The sequence below is a fragment of the Microcystis protocystis FBCC-A270 genome (assembly GCF_050500235.1).
Taxonomy (GTDB): domain Bacteria; phylum Cyanobacteriota; class Cyanobacteriia; order Cyanobacteriales; family Microcystaceae; genus Microcystis; species Microcystis ichthyoblabe_A.
In genome coordinates this window covers 452562-474428 of sequence record NZ_CP191407.1, presented here as the reverse complement: position 1 = coordinate 474428, position 21867 = coordinate 452562, and the positions used below count along the sequence as shown (strand labels likewise).

Genomic DNA, 21867 nt, shown 5'->3' with positions numbered 1-21867 from the left:
ACCTATTGCTTTGAGCCTATGGATGTTCGAGCGGCAGTTGCCCTAGAAGCGGGAAAACCCCTAACTATTGAAACGGTAAAATTAGCCGCACCGCAAGCGGGGGAAGTGTTAGTAGAAATCAAAGCCACGGGAGTTTGTCACACCGATGCCTATACTCTCTCTGGGGCCGATCCCGAAGGCTTATTTCCCTCAATTTTAGGCCATGAAGGGGCCGGAATCGTGGTAGAAGTGGGAAAAGGTGTCACTAGCCTAAAAGTGGGGGATCATGTTATTCCCCTATACATTCCCGAATGTCGTCAGTGCGAATACTGTCTCAGCTTTAAAACCAATCTCTGTCAAGCGATTCGTCTTACCCAAGGTCGGGGAGTAATGCCGGATGGAACCAGTCGTTTTTCCCTCGATGGTCAGCCTCTTTATCACTACATGGGAACCTCGACTTTTGCTAACTATACCGTGCTGCCGGAGATTTCCCTAGCCAAGATTCGCCCCGATGCTCCCTTTGAAAAAGTCTGTTATATCGGCTGCGGAGTCACTACAGGTATCGGTGCGGTGATTAATACCGCTAAAGTGGAACCGGGGGCAAAAGTGGTGGTTTTTGGTCTGGGAGGTATCGGTTTAAATGTTATTCAAGGGGCCCGTTTGGTGGGGGCCGATATGATTGTCGGGGTCGATATCAATCCCCAGAAACAAGCTTTAGCGACCAAATTCGGGATGACTCATTTTGTTAATCCCCAAGAAATCGAGGGGGATTTAGTGGCTTATCTGGTGGATTTAACTAAAGGTGGGGCCGATTATAGTTTTGAGTGTATCGGCAATGTCCAGATTATGCGTCAAGCTTTGGAATGTTGCCATAAAGGTTGGGGTGTTGCCACTATTATCGGTGTAGCCGGGGCCGGCCAAGAAATTAGTACCCGTCCTTTTCAATTAGTCACCGGACGGGTCTGGAAAGGTACGGCTTTTGGTGGAGCGAGAGGTCGTACAGATGTACCAAAAATAGTCGATTGGTACATGGACGGCAAGATTAACATTGATGATTTAATCACCCATGTTCTACCTCTGGCAAGGATTAACGAGGCTTTTGACCTGATGCGCCAAGGGGATTCTATCCGCAGTGTGATTACATTTTGAACAGGGATAATGTTAGATATAGTTAAGAAACACTTGACAAACTTTTAACTATATGTATGCGCCAGTTTCCTGACTCTCTTTAACTTACTATAGAAGCGATCAATCTTTGTGTCCTCTGTGTCTGGAGTGGTTCCTTCCACTCCCAGTATTTACTCCGATTTTGTTAAGATATATTGCAGATACCCTGAACTTTAGTAAAGAGAGGAGCTAAATCACCTAGTATTGCGTCTTTTTCAGTAACCAGTGACCAGTGAGAAGACATCAGGAAAGTGCTATTTAAAACTACTCACTTAGAACTCAAATCTGATAAGGGACTTGCGCTTTGATAATGTACCTTTTGGGCGAACGCAGTTCGCCCCTACATTGTGGACAAAATCCGTTACTGTAGGGGCGCAAAGCTTGCGCCCTCCGATCGATCAGGTTTGCTGATCACCCTAAGTAGGGCGAGAGCCTTCGAGATGTTAGGGACTTGCGCTTTGATAATGTGCCATCTGGCCGGTCTAATTCTTCTACAGAGCGATTTTCTGGCTGGGATATTATTCCCACGCAAGTCCCTAACTGATGACTAATAACTTTTAAATTTTTAACTTTAAGCAAATGCGTAATAGCGGACTCCTATCAAAAACCAAAGTCAAACTGAAACGGAAAAAAACGCTCACCTCGCCGACGCGGCCAGCACCGAATAAATTACAGAATAAAATCAAAGATAAAGAGCGTCTAGTCGGTCGTCAGCGTCAGTCATGGCTAATTATGGGATTAATTAGCCTTGTCCTGCTAGGAGGAGTTGGCTCGCGCTTGGCCTATTTACAACTGCAGCAAGGACAAATTAACCGAGAAAGGGCAGAAAATAATCGGATTCGCATTCTTCCCAAACCTCCAGTCCGGGGCAACTTATTCGATCGCAATGGCAAAGTTTTGGCCACGGCCCGTTTAACCCATGCGGCCTATATTTGGCCCAAATCCCAGCGTAATCCCGCTCAAAAACTCAATCTTGACCGTTTAGCCAGTATTTTAGGCATTCCCAGAAGCGACCTAGAAAAACGCATTAACGAAGCGGACGAAAACCCCTCCACCCTGATCCGCATCGCTAGGGGTTTAACTCCGGCCCAAATTATCGCCCTAGAGGAATACAAGGACGAATTAACCGGCATTGAAGTGGACGTGGAATCAGTGCGCTACTATCCCAATGGTAAAATCGGGGCGCATATTCTCGGTTATACTGGGGAACTAACCCCGGAGGAATATCAAGCCAAAAGACGACAGGGCTACCGATTGGGAGATGTCGTCGGTAAAATGGGTGTAGAAGCCGCCTACGAGTCAAAATTGCGGGGAGAATGGGGAGGAATGCAGTTAGAGGTCAACGGATCGGGACAAGTAATCCAAATTCTCGGCCAAAAAATTGCTAAACCGGGGCAAGATGTCACCCTGACACTAGATTTAAAACTCCAAAAAGCCGCCGAGGCCGCTTTAGGAAAACGCAAAGGTGCGATCGTGGCGATCGATCCCCGGGATGGTTCCGTGCGGGCCATGGTCAGTTATCCTAGTTTTGATCCTAATGTTTTCTCGGCCCCAATTACCACCGCCACTTGGAAAAAACTACAAGCGGAGGGCAACCCGTTTGTTAACCGCGCTCTGCAAGGATTCCCCCCCGCTTCCACCTTTAAAGTCGTCACTGCCACTGCTGGCATGGAATCGGGTAAATTTCCGCCAAATACGGTCTTAAATACCTTTGCTGCCCTTTATGTGGGGGGGACAGCTTTCGGAGAATGGAATCACGCCGGTTTTGGTCCGATCGGTTTTGTCCGGGCCATGGCCATGAGTAGTAACACTTTTCACGGTCAAATTGGTCGCGGGGTGGGGGGACCGACTTTAATTGCCACGGCTCGGCGCTACGGTTTCGGTCAGAAAACTGGGATAGAATTAGCGGAAGAAACTCCGGGGTTAATTGCCGATCGCGATTGGAAACTGCGTAATTTTAAAAACTGGGATTGGTCGGTAGGGGATACGATTAATATGTCGATCGGTCAAGGATTTACCCTAGCGACTCCCCTACAGGTAGCTGTGATGTTTGCTGTCCCCGCTAACGGCGGTTTTTTGGTGAAACCGCACCTTTTACAGGATGCCCGGGATGTTAAGGAATGGCGCAAGTCTTTGAACATGAAACCTAGCACCCTAGACACCCTGAGAAAGTCCCTGAGAGCCGTGGTAGCGGAAGGAACGGGGCGGGCCCTATCAGACCCCGCTTTACCGCCTGTAGCGGGCAAAAGCGGCACAGCAGAAGCACCTCCAGGCAAGTCCCACGCTTGGTTTGGAGCTTTTGCACCCTTCGACAAGCCCGAAATTGTCGTGGTCGCCTTTGCGGAACATTCCGGCGGTGGTGGTGGTAAAGTGGCCGCACCTATGGTACGTCAGGTAATGGAGGCTTATTTTAATGTCAAACCCAAAGAAGAAAAACCCCGGCCGAAGCCCTAGAGACCTGTGGCGGTAAGCGGCACACAGCGCACGGTAATTCCCGTGGACTTTGCGATTTTTTGCGCCCAAATCGCCAATATTTCAGCGTTTACGGGTTTGAGAATTTGCATTCCGTCGCCTGCGCTGAGGGGATTATTACCGCGAGTTTCTAATTGTCTTTGTCTTGCCCGGGGACGGGTCGGGGTGTTAAGTTGAATTTCATCCGGTTGTAGCTGTTGCATCAAATCGATGTATCGGTCTTGATCTTGGGGCGACCAAGAGGCCAGTAGCATGGTTTGAATTGCTAGTTTTCCCGACCATTCTTGGCGCAATTGTCTTAATCCCCACCAAAGCTCCTGCCAATCCAGACCGGAGACCGGACGGTTAACCCGTCGCCATTGGGCCTCGGAAACAGCATCGATTTTAGCGGCGACGATATCAGCTTTGCTCAAGTCTTGACGCACTCGGGCATCTCCCAAGAGGGTACTATTGGTTAAGACCGCCACCGGCCGCCTGGTCATTTCCTTGACGGTGGCCAGTATTTCCCCTAAATTGAGGGCGAGGGTGGGTTCCCCGCTACCACTGAGAGTGACTATATCCACGTCCCAGGGGGCAAAAGCACTTAAATCCCTGCTAATTTGTTCGCTGGTGATAAAAATTCTTCGTTGCTCGGTTTTTTGCTCAATTTCTCCTAACTGACAGTAAGCACAGTTAAAGGAACAGGTAGAAACTAAACCAATCGGATCGATGCCCAAGGAACTGCCGAAACGCCAAGAGGCAACCGGACCATATACGGAGCAGAAATAATCTTGGCGAGCAGTCATCGAAAATACCGAAAGAAGACGGAGAGGGAGGGATTCGAACCCTCGGTACGGTCTTACGATTCGTACAACAGATTAGCAATCTGCCGCATTCGACCACTCTGCCACCTCTCCAAGATGACATTATTTTAGTCTAACATAAAAGGCCGATTTTTGGCAAGTAATTTTTGGGCAGTTAATCGCCTAAACGACCATCCTCCATATTGACAATGCGATCGGCGATGTCGAAAATCCGGTTATCGTGGGTGACAAGTAAAATCGTGCAACCTTGTTCTTTTGCCAATTTCTGCATGATTTCCACCACATTGCGCCCGGATTGTCTATCTAAGGCTGCGGTCGGTTCATCAGCGAGGACTAATTTGGGATGACTGACGAGGGCGCGAGCGATCGCCACTCGTTGTTTCTGTCCCCCAGACAAATTTTCTGGGTAATAATCGACTCGGTTTCCTAAGCCAACTGTTTCTAAGATCGCTTGTGCTTTGGCGTCTAAATCTTCATGAAGAAATTCTTCATGAAGTTCCAGAGATAAGCGAACATTTTGTTTAGCAGTCAGAAAACTCATTAAATTATGTGCTTGAAAAATATAGCCAAGTTGTTTACGAAGCTGGGTTAATTGGTTTTTGCTTGCTCCATATATTTGTTGTCCCAAAATTTTGAGACTCCCTTCTTGAGCGGAACGTAACCCCCCCATCAGAGTTAGTAAGGTAGTTTTGCCGGAGCCGGAAGGACCTGTTAAGATGACAATTTCTCCTAGATTAATATTAAGAGTAATATCAAATAATACCTGTTTACGCAGTTTTCCTTCGCCAAAATAGTGATTAAGAGAATTGATAGATATAACAGGTTCTAATGAAGTTACAGATTCAATTTGCAGCATTTCCATAGTTGTAACTATCCTCGAAACTAAAAAATATCCGCTGGGTCAGCAGAACGCAGTTTATTCATGGCGATCACTCCAGAAACAGCACACATAGTAATTGTCAATATTAATACCATTACAGCGCGTCCAAGTTTCATCATAATTGGTAATTGAGTAGCACTTGAACCAACTTGATAGAGTCCTAAAGACAGGAAAAAGCCGGAGATATAACCCAAAATAGCTAATAATAAGGCAGCTTGCATTAAGACACCAAGTAAGTAGCGATCGCTGTAACCCATAGCTTTCATAGTAGCGTATTCTGGTAGATGATCTGACACATCAGAATAAAGAATTTGATAAACAATCACAATACCAACAATAAATCCTACTATCACCCCTAAACTAAAAATGAAGCCGATTCCTTGAGTGCTCCAATAATGAATTTCATTTTGTGCCAATTGAGATGGAGTAAGTAGTTTTACATCTTTGGGTAAATTTGCTGTAATTTTTGCTTGAATTTCTTGAACATTTACTCCCGGTTTTAATTTAATAAGACCCATAGATATTTGCTCAGGTTTATTATCAGGAAAAAGGTTAAGAAAAGTTGAATCACTGGTAATGACATTCCCGTCAGTTACAAAGGAAGCTCCTATATTAAATAAACCAACTACCTCTACAGTTTTATCATTAACTTGGATTTCTAGATTTTCTTGCTGTTTGAATAAATCAGTAATTGGTCCGTATTCTGGTCGAGAACTTTGGTCAAATAATACCCGATTAAGTAGTTTTAATTTTGTTTGATTTTCCTCAAGTTCTACTAAGGATAAAGGTGGGTTAACTGGATCAATGCCCCAAACTAAAATAGTACGATTAATCTCAGTTTGAGGATTACGCCATTGAGCAAAACCCATATAGATAGGCAACACTGATTCAACTTGTTCATAGGCGAGGGTTTGAAATAATCGCTCTCTGGGAAATTGTTTAACTATGTATAGGGTTTGAAACTGAGAGTTAACTAAGACTAGATCCCCTTGTAAAAGTTGATAAGATTTTGCGGATCCATCAAACAAAGCATCTAACATTCCTAGTTGGAAAAACATCAGAATATCAGCAAAGGCAATTCCTGCTATTGCGACGAAAAGACGAATTTTTTTCTTCATTAGCTGATGCCATGCTAAGGGAGTTTTACGGAACAGTTTCTTGGGCATATACTGGCTCAATATTAAGGGTTTAGGAATTAGGATTGTCAACTTGTATTTCCACTTGTACTTGCAAATTAGTTAAGCTGGCTACCCGTTGACTATCTTGAGAATTGAGACGAATTTTGACTTCTATGACTCGGCGATCTAGATTTTCTCCTGGTTGACTACTAAAGACATTTTGCCGATTTACTTGTAAACCAATTTGAGAGACAGTACCCTTTAATTTACCCGAAAAAGCTTGGCTAGTAATGACAGCTTGTTGTCCCAGTTTCACTTTATCAATATCAGTTTGATACACCTCTGCTACAGCCACCATATCATTTGTTTGTGCTAGTTCTAGCAAACCAGAATCACCAATTTTTTCGCCAACTCGCGTATGAATTTTGAGAATTTGTCCGTTAATAGGACTCTTGATATAAACTTGATTTAAGTTCGTTTGTGCTTGTTGTAAATTAGCCACAGCATTATCAACTTCTGCTTGCGCTATTTGTAGATCAACTGGACGAACTTCAGCCACTTGATTAAGGGTAGCTTTTGCTTGTTGAATTTGCTGTATTCCTGTTGCCTTAGTACGCTCTAAGTTAGCTTGAGCTTCGGCGATCTGTTCTTGATAAGTGGTAATAATACGTTGTAGATCTGCTTGCGCTTCTTTGAGACTTTCTTGCAGGGTTTTTTGATTGAGACACTTACTATCATAATCAGAACTAGATACGACTCCATCTTGATATAACATCTGATAACGTTGACATTCAGTTTTAGCATTTTCTAGTTCTGCTTGTAAACGGGCAATTGTCGCTTTTTGTGTGGCTTTTTCTCCCTGTAACTGTGCTTGTAGTTTGGCTATAGTTGCCTTTTGCTCTCTAGTTTGTCCCTCTAAATCAGCTTTAGCCTTTTCTACCGTCGCTTTTTGAGCATTAATCTCTCCAACCTTTGCCCCTGCTTTAACTTGAGCTAGACGCGCTTGAACTACTTTTAACTGTTCTTGATTTTGTTTAACTACTGATTGTAAACGGTTACGAGAATCTAAAATCGCAATTATTTGTCCTGTGACTATTTTATCTCCTTCTTTAACTAATAATTGTTCTACGCGATCGCCATCTAAAGGCAAGGGAGCATCTAGACGGATAACTTCACTTTCCGGTTCTAATCTTCCTAATGCTGCTACTTTAGTAATGGGGGGCGTTGTTGCTTTTGATTCAGAGGGCGATGAATTATTCCATCTGAGGGGGAAAACTTGATAAACTACCCCCACACTGGTGATAGTTGTAGCAGCAATAGCAATGGCTAAAATCCAGCGTAAAGGATGAGAATGCTTGGATAATGAATCATTTTTCATAGCTATTTCTTCCGTTTTGTTTTTGCTCTAGATAACTGGTAATCATGTTTTTGAGTAAGATACCCTGCTCAGAAAAAGATATGGTTTCTCCCTCAAATAGTCTTACCAAAAGTAAACCGTGAAGTAGGTTGACAACTAAATTAACAACTGTTTGATCTTCTAAGTGTAAATAATCTCTAATAACCTCTCGAACTTTTTTGTTAGCTTGTTTTAAAATCTCATTTTCAAAAAACTCTTGAGGCTCTTTTGTTCGATAAAAATCAATCCAAATTAGAATTTGTTGACAAAAGTAATCTTTATTGTGGTCTACAAATTCCATCAGTGTAGCTATTCGCTCTGACAAAGCACCAGTATCTTTCGTCGCAGATTGAAAGTTAAGAGTATCTTCCTGTGTTTGCTCTAAAACCAACTGTAAGAATAAAGCTTCCTTGCTCGGAAAGTAGTGGTAAAGTGTGCCGGTTGAAACTCCAAGCTCTTGAGCAATTTGGCGCATGGTGACAGTGGCATAACCTTTTTGTGCGAACAGGTTAAAGCTCTTGCTCAATAGTTCCTTACGGTATTGCTGGTGATCTACGACTTTGGGCATACTTCGGCTTCCTCAACTACTGATTTAATTATACCATACATCCGTTATAAATAAACTCATCAGTTATAAGGCTTTGAGCAAACATAATGTACTTATAACTGTCCTAGTCCGAGTGCCAAACAAAAAACACCAAGAGCAAGCAAAGATAAACTGAGTAGGATATTTAATCGGATATAGATCCAGTTTTTTCGTCGACTCAGCCAAATTTTTAATCGTCTTTCTTGCCAAATAGCTGCAAAATTTAAAGCGATAATAGGCAAGGTATAAATCGTAGCATAAAGACCTAAGTAAAATGGTAAAAACACGAAAGGAGTTGCTAGTTTTCTGATTTCAATAATAGCCAGAATCAGTAGGAATGCTCCTGGTGTCTCCGCGAGGGTTGTCGCGCTACCAAAAGCCAAGAATTTGAGTCGATTTGCGTAATCTAAGGGGGGGAGAGAGTCCCACCTCCTTAGATTTGGAATTTCCTTTCTATGACACCAGCGATATAATCCATAAGCACTGACCATCCCTCCAACAAGAATTAACAGCCAGCCCCAGTTAACAGAAGATAGGTGTTGTCTCGATATTATCTCTTGCAGTTCACTTAATCCGAAGTAAAAAACGAATGATTGAACCAAAGTAGTCAAGAAAATACCATAGACGTAAGCCGAAACTCCCCCAGTCCCCCGATACAAAAATATCAGGATAGCGATGGCAATAGGGGTGGGATTGATGCTATCAATAAAAGCCAGCCACAAAATGGTCAAGGTAAGCATTGGATTAAGACTAGAAATAGGATTGTAGTGTCCCTCGACGACGGATATCCAAGGTAGCGCAGTGGAAAGAGCCACCGAAAGGCGCGTAATTCATGAAAGGGCAGGGAATTGGCTCAAATCCATGATCTTTGAGAAATCGAATCATCGTTTCTTGATGTTTTTCAATGATTACCCTTTTTTCATCAAGCATTAATACATTCATGCTAATCCATAAACTACACATACTAGCATTGGCATTGAAAAAACCTCCTGTGACAATATCGGGTTTAGGAGCAATGAGAATATCCCAAGATTTAAAAATGTCTGGGATTTTAGCAACATCAATATAATCTGGGTTCACTAATAACTTTCCAGGAGCCAGAGGCATGAAACTAGAATCAATGTGCATTGGTTGTCGGCATTTACTTTCGACTCTATGAATATTAAATTTATCCCCAACATGGCGTTCTAGCCATTGAATTCCCATCTCATTTGTCACGTTACTTCTCGTAACAAAAATGTCCTTACCACAGCGAATAAAATCCGCCGCATCAAAGACAGGTTCGCATTCCGTGATTACGTAGCGAATCGGTTCCCCTTCTTGAGGTATCTGATAGTTGCGATCATAGAGTCGATCGGTTAACTTGGGTTTAGGTGCGGCAGTCCATCGTGCACCTTTTTGAAAATATTCAATTAATAATGTTTGGTAAGCGTGGAGTTCAAAATATCGAGAACGCCATGCCATCGGGGTTTCAATAATTTCGTCTCCCAATACTAACAAACCATCTCGCGGACAGGCAGTACATAACCCTTTTGATTTCCAATCAGGGGTTTTGTAGGTCACGCTAAAATCCATAACATCGGGACGACGGACGGTAACTCCTTCAGATTCTAAAATATGGATGAAATGTTCTAAATCCTTACTGGCTTCTTCTATTAAAAATTTTGGATAACGTCGGCTACCAAATAACATCAATATTTTTGATAAACTTTGAGGAATTGTGGCGTTAACACTAAGATGATTCGGGGGAAACATCGCATTATCCAAACTTCCAACGATTACCTCTTCTAAAGGATCCCATTCATTATAAGAGTTGACAGTGGCGTTAAGAGTTGAGCATTTTTCTGCTTGTAAATTATTGGCAATCATCATTTTTCTCCTTTTTGTTTTGTGAATCGGGTAAGTTACCCTTTTTTTTCAGTTTTGTGATGGTAACTTAATTGACAGAAGTTGGATATTGTCGGCTTTAAAATTGATAGTGATCTCGGGTTTTTTTGAGAGCTTCAACAAAGAGATTAATATCCTCATCAGTATGCTTATTATTGATCATTAATCGGATTAAAGCTTTGCCACGTTCTACGGCAGGATAACGGAATATAGGAATACAATACCCCATTTCCAGTAAATCTCGTCGTACTTGTTCAGCTACTTCATCCTCACCAATAATAATTGAAGTAATATAGGATGGTGTATCATTAAGATGAAAACCTAAATCAATTAAATTTTCTCGCAGTTGTAAACAACGCTTGAGATAATTATCCATGATCTCCGGATGACTTTCCAAGTAGTTGATAATTTCCAGATTAGTCGCTGCTGTTGCTGGCTGCATTGTAGCCGTGAATAATGAAGTCCCTGAAAGAATCTCAAAAGATTTAACAAATTCTTCGGGTCCACTGATTGCTCCGCCTTCAATTCCCACTGCTTTAGAAAAAGAAACCATAATAAAAGTGGCTCTCTTTAAAGTTTGATATTCCTTATAAAAAGGTCGATTAGGATTACCATAAATCATAAATCCATTGGCATCATCAACATAAGATAAAGCCCCATAACGTTCACATATATCAAGTAATTGATCCACAGGGGCAATGCTTCCATCCGAAGAATATACCGTTTCAAAAACCACAACAATTTTAGGGGATTGAATCGTTTTTAAAACTTGTTCAAGGGAGGAAGGATCATTATGTTTGAAAGCGAAAACCTGAGAACCAAATTTTAGTCCAGATAGGGGATTCCATAAACTCCAGTGACAATCTCGATCCAATACAAAGACCACATCATGGTTATCTATTGTTACCGTTTCATCAAATCCAAAAGAACTGGTCATGGCATTCATAAAACCGATGTTAGCTAAAGCCCCAGTTCCAAAAGTTAAGGTATATTCTTTTTGCCATATTTCGTTCATCTTTTGTTCAAGTAAAATATGAGGACGGCAAACTCCTTGAGTAAGACGAGAACCCCCAGTGGCTAATCCATATTGACGGGTATTTTCACAAAACATATCAATGAAATGCTGTTCTTGTTGTAATCCCAGAAAATTAATCCCTGATAAGTTAATCAGTTCTCGTCCATCCCGTTTAATATGAGAGCCACTCATCCCATCCATAACCGGAATCCCTCCATAAAGAAATCCGCTGGCTTCAGAGTCTTCAAGAAATTTTTTATTACCCCATACATGGGATTTTACCGATTTTTGTGAGGCTGATTTATCTCGGATGAGTTGGCTCAAAAGATGACGCTTTTGAGAGGAAGAAAGTTGATTTAGAGTATCAATATTTGTAGCCATGGTGAATTTGTCTCCTATTTAGATAACATCGAACTGAGTAGAGCATCAACATCTTCATCACTAAGTTGATCTATCTGTTTCAACATCAGTTCTGATGAATGGTCAAAATGAGTTGGTAAAGAGTTCTGGGAATTAGCTGATGGTTTATCAGAAGAAATTTGGTGAGTTTCTAGGATTTGCTCATTCAGAAGTAGGGCTAAACTGGTAACAGTAACACCCTCAATGAATTTCACTAGAGGAATTTCAACTTCCCAATCGGTATTTAACCGATTCTTCAATTCAACAGCCATCAAAGAGTCAAAACCTATATCTTGTAAAGGCTGCTCAATATTAATCTGAGAGAGTTCCAAACCGAAAATCTGCGCCACAGCATTTTTAAGATAATTTATGAGCCAATCAAGGCGTGAGTCAGGATTCAAGTTTTGCCATTGGCAGACCAGCGTATTTTGTTTTACTTGTGGCATTTTATCTCCCTGTTCTGGGGAGGAAGCTAATTCCTTGAATAAGGGAGGTTTCGCTCCTTTATGACTATTAAGAAACTTAGACCAGTTGACAGGCATAACCGCGACTTGTCCAGCATTTTGCCCTAATAGTTCCTCTAATATTTGTAATCCTTGTTGGGGTGAAATCATATCCAGTCCCTGAGTAGCAAAACGGTCTTGTGAATAACTATCAAGACGGGTAGCCATTCCCCCTTCAGACCAAGGACCCCAGTTAATACTTAATCCGGGTAGTTCTAAACTCCGGCGATAGTGAGCTATAGCATCCATGAACGCATTAGCTGCGGCATAGTTACCTTGACCCGGTGAACCCATTAATGAGGCTATGGACGAGAAACAGACAAAGAAATCTAAAGGTAGATCCCAACTAAAACAATGTAGATTCCATGTTCCTGTTATTTTGGGAGCCATAACACGGGTAAAACGTGGCCAATCTAGTTGTGATAAGAGTCCATCATCTAACACTCCTGCTGCATGAACAATTCCACGCATAACGGGTAAGGATGCTGTAATTTTCTGGAATAATTTTTGAACATCCTCTTGTTTAGAAACATCAGCCTTGATGATAACTACCTCAGTTCCTGCCTGTTTCCATTGTTCAATCAATGTGATAGCTTCTGTATTTGGTTCACTTCGTCCGGTGAGAACTAAGTATTTAGCACCTTGAGAAACCATCCAATCAGCTACTTTTAACCCTAATGCTCCTAAACCTCCCGTAATTAAATAACTGCTATCAGAACGGATTGTTTGCGCTTGTTCTAAAACTGGCAGAGAAATCACAACTTTACCGATATGTTTGGCCTGTGCCATATATCGAAATGCTTCTACTACTTGCACGATGGGGAACACTTTGTAAGGTAAAGGTTTGAGAGTTTGTTGTTGAAAATGTTCCATCAATTGATTGAGCATTTGTGTGATTAAGTTCGGGTCTTTTTCGGCTAGTTCTAATAGATCAAAGGGATGATAAGAAGCTTCGGGGCATTTTTGCAAGACTTGGTTTTCATCCCAAATCCCAATTTTGCCAATTTCAATAAATCGCCCTTTTGTGTTTAATACGTCAAGACTCTTGGGAATAAATTCACCATTTAAGCTGTTGAAAACGATGTCAACCCCTTTATTTTGGGTAAGAGATAGGATCTGATCAGCAAAATCTAGGGTGCGGGAGTTCATTACTTGTTCTACCCCTATAGATTTCAGGAATTGAGACTTACTCCCACTAGCAGTGGCGAAAATCTCTGCTTTTACCTGTTGAGCGAGTTGAACGGCGGCCTGTCCTACCCCACCGGCGGCGGCATGGATTAACACGCGATCGCCCGCTTGAATTTTGGCTTGATGATGTAATCCGTAGTAAGCTGTCAAGAAGGCGATAGGAAGAGTAGCAGCTTCTTCAAAAGTCATATTAACGGGTTTAGTTGCTACAAAAGCAGCGTTTACGGTGACAAAACTGCTCAAACTACCTACGGCCATAGCGGCAATGACTTCATCCCCAACCTTGAAATGAGAAACTTTTTCCCCTACTGCGACGATTTTACCAGCACATTCTCCACCAAAGGGGATCTCAGTAGCAGAAGAAATCCCTAACTGTTGGGTATATTCTTTCAGAAGTCCTAGCGCGTTAAGAACATCTCGGAAGTTAAGTCCAGCCGCATAGACCTGTATCTCTACCTCAAGTGGCCCTGGTTGGCGACGTTCAAGGGGTTCTAGGGTCAGATTTTCTAAGATCCCATAGTTTGATATTTTAACTTGGAATGGTTTAGTTCCCAGTTGATTCTCAACATTTAGGGATTGAGCGCTATGTCGCACCAGTCGAGAAACATGACGGATTTCTTGACGATAAATAACCTGATTTTCGCTGTCAGGAGCTAATATTTCCGCTAAAAGTAGGGATTGGTTAGCATTGGGTGATGCTTCTAAATCCACACATACACATTGTAATTCTGGATGTTCTAGGGCGATCGTTCGGCCAAGTCCCCATAAAGGCGCTTGTTCAATAGCTAAGGATGTGTCTGAGGGTTCTAAAGTTTGTGCACCTTGAGTAACTAACCAAAGACGGGGTAAATTTGTACCTCGTTTTTGAGTTAAAGCTTGAACTAGAGACAAGACACTACCACAGCCTATTTCTTGCGCCTTTTGTAAGGCTTCTAGAGATAAATCTGTAGATGAATTATTCTCACAACTCCATAAATGAACTATTCCTTTTAAGGGAGGTTTATTTTCTAAGCTCTCTTGGAAAAGTTTGGTAAAATCATCGGTAACAAGAGGATTAACTGTATAACTTTCTGGGTTTAGCTTTTGATAGTGAGAGCCAACAGAAACGATAATACAATATTCACCTAATTGTGTTAGTTGATTAGCTAAAGATGAACCCATTCCATCACCCTTGGTAAACAGTAACCAAGTGCCAAGATTTTCTGCTCCAGTTAAAGGTAAGTTCAAATCACGGTTTTGTGGTCGCCAGACTATTTCATATAACCAGTTTTCTGTCTCCTCTTTTTGCACAACTTGCCCCAGTTTTTGAGAACTAATACGCTTAACTGATAATCCTTGAATTTCGGCAAGCAGTACCCCACTGTCATCAAATAAATCCACATCTGCGGTGATGGTTTGGGAAGGCTCAGAAGAGTCTTGATTTAACTTAACTCTACTCCATAGATGAAGGGGTACAGAACCATAGACTTGATATTGCTTTAAACCCACAGGTAGGTAAGCATCGCCAGAGTCTTCTCTTGATAAAGCCGCCCCTAATACTTGTAAACTAGCATCCAGTAAAACGGGATGTAATTTGTAGTTACAAGCTTCATTAACTAAGGATTCTGGTAACTGAATCTGTCCGAGAGCCATTCCTTCATACTGCCACAGGTCTGTAATGGCTTGAAAACTTGCTCCGTAGTCCATTCCTCGTTGTTGTAATTGTTGATAATAATCTTCAACATTTACGGATTCAAGAGAATCAATTGATAAGTTTTCTAAGTTGACTGGACTGGGTTGAGTAATATCTGTTACTTTGATAATTTTACCCAAAGTATGAAGTGTCCAAGAATCGCCAACAGGATTAAGACTAAAGATTTCAAAGGTATAAGTCTGGGAATCTTGAGGAGTCAGAATTAACTCGATGTCTTTGACTTGATTACCCTCGAAAAATAAGGGATGCTCAATCTTCACATCTTCTAGGCTGATTGAGTCGGATTTAAAAACATTGATCCCGGCGACAAGAGCCATTTCTAAGTAAGCAGTAGCAGGGAAAATAGTGGTTGCTTGAATCTGATGGTGTTGAATATAATTGGGACAATCTTGACTGATTTGAGATTCAAAGATAATTGGTTTTAGTGGCAAATGTAACCGTTTTCCTATTAAAGGATGAAGATGTCCATTGCCATGGCTAGAGTATAACTCAAATTGCTGAGTACCCTGAGGATTGTTGTGAGAAATATGTCCTTTACCATTGGTTGACTCAACTCTTGTAGTGGAGCAGTCGGACAATATACTGCCATGGCAATACAATTGTCGGCTAAATTGATAAGTTGGCAGACTCAAACGATGATAGGAATAATCTTTTGAAAATCCAGTCCAATTTACAGGTGTTCCTTTAACATATAATTCTGCTAAACTTTGTAACATTTGTTGCCAATCTGATTTTCTAGATCGCAAACTTGGCAACCATACTCCCTTGCCTTCTGGAATACAATGACTTCCCATTCCTATTAAAATGGGTTGGGGACCAATTTCTAGATAAACCTCATAACCGTGGCTCGCTAGTGTATTCATTCCTGCGGCAAACTCTACGGTCTGGCGAATATGATTTACCCAATAAGAAGGCGTAGCTATTTCGGCTGTCGCTATTTTACCAGTGACATTAGAAATTAAGCTAATATTTGGTTTTGAGTAGGTGATTTCTCGGGCAATTTTGGCAAACTCGGTCAATATTGGCTCCATCAAAGGTGAGTGAAAAGCATGAGAAACTTGTAAGGTTTTTGTCTTCACCCATTCGGTATCTAAATTAGCGACTACTACATCAACGGTTTGACTGTCCCCAGAAATAACAATGCTAGATGGCCCATTAATAGCAGCGATAGAAACCTGTTTTTCATAAGAAATAATGGCACGTCTGACAGTTTCTTCGTCGGCAGTAACTGCCACCATTTTACCGTTAGACGGTAATGCTTGCATTAAACGACCTCGATAAGCGATGAGTTTTAACCCATCTTCAAGACTGAACACCCCGGCAATGCAAGCGGCCACATATTCTCCTACACTATGACCCATAACTGCACTAGGTTCAATACCCCAAGATTTCCATAATTGAGCGAGTGCGTATTCTATGGCAAATAAGGCGGGTTGGGTGTAAGCTGTTTCATCTATGGGTGAGTTCTCTCCCTCTTGAGGATAGAGAATAGATAGCAAAGGTTTGTCTAAATAGATACTAAGAATCTCTTGACAGTGTTCAAGGGTTCTACGGAAAGTAGGTTGAGTCTCATAAAGTTCCCGGGCCATATTGATATATTGTGACCCCTGACCTGTAAAAAGAAACGCAATTTTCTGGTGCTTCTGGTGCGATAGTTCACCGGTCAAAATTCCCCCAGCTTCTTTGCCCTCAATAATAGCCTCTAACTGGGATTGTAATTGAGTTAAAGACTCAGTTTGAATAGCTAAACAATGATGAAAATGCGAGCGCCCCACATCAGCACTAAAGCAAAAGTCTTGTAAGTTGATTTGCGGATTTGCTTGAAGATAATTGTGATAACTTGATACTAATTCTCGCAAAGATGACTTAGTTTTAGCGGTAATAGTCAAGATAGCAAGAGATGGTTTATTTTGCTCTTGCTCCAAGGTTTCTGGAACAAATTCTTCTAAAATAACATGAGCATTAGTGCCACCAAAACCAAAAGAAGATACCCCAGCTAATCGCCCTTTTTTACCCTTTTTCCAAGGCTGTAATTGAGTAGGAATAGATAAGGAAGTTCCTTCTAGAGAAATATAAGGATTGAGTTTTTGCAAATGAAGGTGAGGAGGAATTTCACGATTTTGTAAAGCGAGGCAAACTTTAATCAGTGCGGCAATTCCTGCGGCTGCTTCGAGATGACCAATATTAGTTTTTACAGAGCCGATCCAACAGGGCTGATCTAATTGACGATCCTCCATTAATACTTCTTTGAGAGCATTAAGCTCAATCGGATCCCCTAAAGATGTACCTGTACCATGAGCTTCCACGTAGCTAATATCTTTGGCGCTTACCTGAGCTTTGGCTAAGGCTTTTTTAATAACAGCTTGTTGAGCTTGTTTATTGGGTGCAGTTAGTCCATTACTGTGACCATCTTGGTTAACTGCTGAACCGCGAATAATTGCATAAATGCGATCGCCGTCTTGAATAGCCTTCTCTAGGCGTTTGAGGATAACCACCCCACAACCTTCGCCCCTTACATAGCCATTAGCACGTTCATCAAAGGTTTTACAGCGACCATCAGCGGCTAACATCCCTGCTTTTGAGAAATTAATAGTTAATTGGGGAGATAGCAGCAAATTTACCCCGGCTGCTAATGCGAGATGACATTCCCCATCTGTTAAGCTCTTACAAGCTTCGTGGACAGCAACTAACGAGGAAGAACAGGCCGTATCTATAGCTAAACTAGGCCCATGGAAATCTAGAAAATAAGATAAACGATTAGCCGCCACACAAAAAGCGTTACCCGTGCCATAGTAAGTGCCTATAGACTCATTATCTTTAGATAACAAGCGAGCATGATCATCACTACTGATGCCAACAAATACACCTGTTTGACTCCCTGCTAAAGTTTCGGGGGCAATACAAGCATTTTCGAGAGCTTCCCAACTAACTTCTAAGAGAAGTCTTTGCTGGGGATCCATTTCCACTGCTTCCCGAGGTGAGATGCCAAAAAATTGAGGATCAAAATCATAAACATTATCTAAAAATCCACCATTTATGGGGTTTAAATTGCCCAGTTCTTGATGATTCCATCTTTGAGAAGATAATTCTGTTATTGCATCCCCTCCTTGGCGTAATAGTTGCCAGAATGCGTCTGGAGATTTAGCTTGAGGAAAACGACAGCCAATACCGATAATAGCGATCGGTTCATTTTGAGGTTGTGATGAGGTTTTTTGAGCGACTGTGGATGAAGTTGTAGCTAGAGCTTCAGAACTTAATCCATTTAGGGCTAAATAGTGAGCAACCGCATGAATGCTAGGATATTCATAAACCAGCATAGGAGATACACTTTTACCCAGCCATTGCTCAAGCTCTCCCGAAAGACTTACTGCCGCTAAAGAACTCAGTCCATAACTTGCTAAGTCTTGTTGAATATCTATTTTTTCTGGTGCTATTTGCAAGATCTCTGCAACTTTTTTAATTAGCCACTCTTCAATTGCTTCTTGAGTATCGGACACAATTTGATTCTGACTGACCTCAGAGAATTCTTCAACAACCTGATAACTTTTGACTTGTTTTAGCAGAGAGTTAATATCTGATTTAAGCTGCTTAAATCCCTTCTTATGTTCAGGATTTTTACTCCAATCCCCAATCACATTAAGAGTTCCTGCTAGAAAACTAGCTCGGCAAGCTTGACGTTGAATCTTGCCACTAGATGTCTTGGGAATACTTGCTGTTTTCAGCAGTGCCACGGCATAAACATCTAGTTGATGTTCTTCGGCAACAGAGCGAATAATTTGCTCAATTACCGCTGGTGAGTCTAATTTACGCAGATAGCTTCGTTCGACTTCTTGAACAACTACTAGCCTTTCTTGACCAGCAATTTCCACTGAAAATACTGCTCCACACCCTTGCCGCAATCCTGGGTGACTTTTTTCGACGGTGGATTCAATATCTTGAGGATAATGATTACGTCCTTGAACAATAATTAAATCCTTGATTCTTCCTGTGATAAATAACTCACCAGCCAGTAAAAATCCTAAATCTCCTGTCCGCAGAAATGGCCCAACCTGGGTATCAGCTAAATAAGCTTTGAAAGTTTCTGCTGTCTGTTCGGGTCGATTCCAATAACCCTGAGCTACACTGTCACTAGATACCCAAATTTCTCCTATTTCCCCATCTCGACATTCAGTTAAAGATTCAGGATTCACAATTACAATTTTTTCTGATAACCAAGCGTGACCACAACCAACTAATAATTGAGCATTCGGGTGTTGAGAGTTAATAGTAACGGCACTATTTTCTAAAAGAGCTAATTTATCAACTGCTGCAATCACAGGAGATTGGCTTTTAATTCCACCCGACACAAATAGAGTAGTTTCAGCCATCCCATAACAAGGGTAAAATGCCTCTCTCTTAAAACCACTATCAGCAAAAGTATTAGCAAATTTTTCTAAGGTAGCTGCTCGAACAGTTTCGGCCCCAGTAAAAGCCACATCCCAACAACTTAAATCCAGATTTTCTCGCTCTTGAGGTTTAATTTTATCAGCACATAATTCGTAAGCAAAATTAGGACCGCCACTACTGGTAGCGTTGTAGCAAGAAATAGCCTGTAACCATCGGAGCGGTTTTTGGATAAATGCTTCTGGGGGCATAATCACACAAGGAAATCCGACGTACACTGGTTGTAATACGTTACCAATTAGTCCCATATCATGGAATAGTGGCAACCATCCTACACCAATAGTTTCGCTTGTATGTCCAAAGGCAGAAGCAATCAGTTTTTCATTATAAAGTAAATTTTTATGACTAACCATAACTCCCTTAGGCATACCTGTGGAACCAGAAGTATATTGTAGGAAAGCTATGTCCTCTAAAGAAAGATTCGGTTTTTGCCAGTTTTCTGCTTGCTTATCCGGGATGTTATTAGTAGCTAGGCAAGGTACTGTTATTAACTCAGGGTCACTCGAAAATTTTTCCTCAATAGTATTTAATAAGGATGTAGTAGTTAAGGCCAGTTTGGCTTGGGCATCTTTAGTTATTGCTTGTAGTCGAGAGAGCTTTTGATTACGTCGGGGAGGATAAACGGGAACGGCAATAACACCCGCGTATAAACAGGCAAAGAAAGCAATGATAAATTCTTCCTCCGATGGATAGAGCAATAAAGCTCTTTCTCCCGGAGACATTTGTAACTGAAGTTGAGCCGCCAAAGCTTTTGCTTTTTGCTCTAATTGCTGATAAGTCAGTCTGGCGGTTTCTGTTTCTCCATTAGCCAAAAAGATATAAGCTGTTTGCTCGGCTTGCTGCAATGCTCTATGGTTCAAGATATCTACAAAAGTAGAAATGTCCTGAAAAATTTCGCCTTTAGATTTTGATTCTACAGATAAACAAAGCATTTTTTCCTCTACAACTGATTTCTGAAGTTCTTTTAACATAAAACTAATTACAGGGCAATCGCACGCACTTCAACATAACCTGACAATTGAGAATGGCAAAAAGTTTTGCTGATACAGGGTTTTGGGTTTTGACCGAATATTTGCTTTAGTATTGCTTACGTCAGGTTTATGACTGTTTCGTTACAAAGCAAAAGTCTGAAACGTTTGCATGGTCAATGGTTGAGGCCAAGCTGTATCTGTCAAGAGGTCTTTTTATGCGATTACCCTATCCCTCCTCTGGGTTCACTTTACCTAAACTCAATAAAGACTGCTTACTGTTTTTTATTTTTACCGCTCCTATTTTTATCTTAGCGGCTTACCCTAAGTAAAAATACTCAGTTAAACAAAATTTAATTATTTAATTGTCAAGTCCAGTAGTAATTTTGTAACCGTTCAGGAGAGGTGTCAAGCCGCCAGTGGCATTGACTCTGTGGAAGGACTCTCTTGGGACAGCAGAGAAGGAGAAGCACTGCCTTTCTTTCCCAGGGGCGCGAATCGCTTCGGTCATAAGGTTCTAAGCACAATTAATTACACATCTGAGCCGTCAGCCGTCAGCTTTTTCAGTGATCAGTAAACAGTGATAATTAGGGTTTGCGGCAAAAAGTTGGCTCTTCTCGACTTTGTGTGATAATTTTTGCTTATGGAATCGTGAAATGCTTATCGGGTAACACTTTTAGGACTATTTTGTCGAAGAAACTATCAGTATAGACCTCGTTTCCACACAGAAACCAGAAGAGCCAAAAGTTTTTCTTGGGGGCAGGGTGTGGGGTGTGGGGTGTAGGGTTTTACCGATTTTCAGGTGGTCAACTACCTAATTTTCAGGGAAAAAGTACCTGAATTTTCCCCCTGATCACTCCCAGTCTGGTACTTTTTGATTGACAAAAAGTCTAAAAGTCTTACCCAACAAGGTTTTTAGATTTATTCAGCCAACCCTAATTACTGTATATGGAAATCGGCTGTCCCTTTGCCTGTATGCTAGAAAGAGGAGCTAATTCGTTATTGAGCGAGCTTTTTCGCAAGGATTGACAGTATGGGTAATATTCACGAGCAGTTATTAGAGGAATTAGCCGAAGTGGAGTGGAGTGACTTGATCCCCCATGCTCAAAGGGATGCGCTGATCCTGGTTTCCGATTCCCTCAATTTAATCGAAGTGGCAGAAGCGATCGCTGGTGATCAGGTTGCTCAAGTGCAGAATTGGATCGGGGAAAAACTACTAGAAAAACCGACACAAGAGCAGTTAAGTGATTGGAATTCCCATCCCGATAACCTTTTTAATACACTAATCGTGCAACCTTTTGTGTTAATTCAGAGCATAGCTTAGATAAAACCAAACCCCCCAATCTTGTCGGATTGAGGGGTAGGAAAGA

General features: G+C 41.6%; 12 protein-coding genes and 1 tRNA gene. 3 read left to right on the top strand and 10 right to left on the bottom strand.

The window, feature by feature from the left end; all coding sequences use genetic code 11:
- Positions 1-18 precede the first annotated feature (18 nt).
- A complete protein-coding gene (locus ACQY1X_RS02250) occupies positions 19-1128 on the top strand; it encodes an S-(hydroxymethyl)glutathione dehydrogenase/class III alcohol dehydrogenase (RefSeq protein ID WP_104398183.1) in 1110 nt (369 codons plus the stop codon).
- Between the two features lie 597 nt (positions 1129-1725).
- On the top strand, positions 1726-3600 hold the full coding sequence (gene mrdA / locus ACQY1X_RS02245; RefSeq protein WP_409945031.1) for a penicillin-binding protein 2: 1875 nt from the start codon (positions 1726-1728) through the stop codon (positions 3598-3600).
- Here mrdA and ACQY1X_RS02240 read toward each other — a convergent pair.
- From ACQY1X_RS02240 to ACQY1X_RS02195, 10 genes are all read right to left on the bottom strand, one after another.
- Positions 3597-4403, bottom strand: coding sequence for a radical SAM protein (locus ACQY1X_RS02240; RefSeq protein WP_430015329.1), 807 nt, complete (start codon positions 4401-4403; stop codon positions 3597-3599). The genes mrdA and ACQY1X_RS02240 overlap by 4 nt on opposite strands.
- A gap of 19 nt (positions 4404-4422) precedes the next feature.
- Positions 4423-4514 (bottom strand) — tRNA-Ser (locus ACQY1X_RS02235).
- Positions 4515-4575: 61 nt separating this feature from the next.
- On the bottom strand, positions 4576-5283 hold the full coding sequence (locus ACQY1X_RS02230; RefSeq protein ID WP_430015328.1) for a DevA family ABC transporter ATP-binding protein: 708 nt from the start codon (positions 5281-5283) through the stop codon (positions 4576-4578).
- 20 nt (positions 5284-5303) lie between these two features.
- Positions 5304-6467, bottom strand: coding sequence for an ABC transporter permease DevC (gene devC / locus ACQY1X_RS02225; protein WP_016517167.1), 1164 nt, complete (start codon positions 6465-6467; stop codon positions 5304-5306).
- Between the two features lie 22 nt (positions 6468-6489).
- Complete coding sequence (locus ACQY1X_RS02220; RefSeq protein ID WP_430013881.1) at positions 6490-7797, bottom strand: ABC exporter membrane fusion protein; 1308 nt, start codon at positions 7795-7797, stop codon at positions 6490-6492.
- A complete protein-coding gene (locus ACQY1X_RS02215; RefSeq protein ID WP_430013880.1) occupies positions 7787-8383 on the bottom strand; it encodes a TetR/AcrR family transcriptional regulator in 597 nt (198 codons plus the stop codon). The genes ACQY1X_RS02220 and ACQY1X_RS02215 overlap by 11 nt, the downstream gene beginning before the upstream one ends.
- A gap of 92 nt (positions 8384-8475) precedes the next feature.
- Positions 8476-9141 carry a GAP family protein gene (locus ACQY1X_RS02210; RefSeq protein ID WP_430013879.1) on the bottom strand — a complete coding sequence of 222 codons (666 nt, stop codon included), beginning with the start codon at positions 9139-9141 and terminating at the stop codon, positions 8476-8478.
- Between the two features lie 10 nt (positions 9142-9151).
- Positions 9152-10270, bottom strand: a complete 1119-nt coding sequence (locus ACQY1X_RS02205) for an amidinotransferase (RefSeq protein WP_430013878.1) — start codon at positions 10268-10270, stop codon at positions 9152-9154.
- A gap of 97 nt (positions 10271-10367) precedes the next feature.
- The gene (locus ACQY1X_RS02200; protein WP_016517172.1) at positions 10368-11684 is read right to left on the bottom strand and encodes an aminotransferase class I/II-fold pyridoxal phosphate-dependent enzyme; all 1317 of its coding nucleotides are present in this window, start codon (positions 11682-11684) and stop codon (positions 10368-10370) included.
- Between the two features lie 14 nt (positions 11685-11698).
- Positions 11699-20500 (bottom strand): SDR family NAD(P)-dependent oxidoreductase, encoded by an 8802-nt coding sequence (locus tag ACQY1X_RS02195; RefSeq protein ID WP_430015327.1) that lies wholly within the window; start codon positions 20498-20500, stop codon positions 11699-11701.
- Between the two features lie 1030 nt (positions 20501-21530).
- Between ACQY1X_RS02195 and ACQY1X_RS02190 the strand changes: the two genes are divergently transcribed.
- The gene (locus ACQY1X_RS02190) at positions 21531-21821 is read left to right on the top strand and encodes a DUF2288 domain-containing protein (protein ID WP_002775585.1); all 291 of its coding nucleotides are present in this window, start codon (positions 21531-21533) and stop codon (positions 21819-21821) included.
- Positions 21822-21867 lie beyond the last annotated feature (46 nt).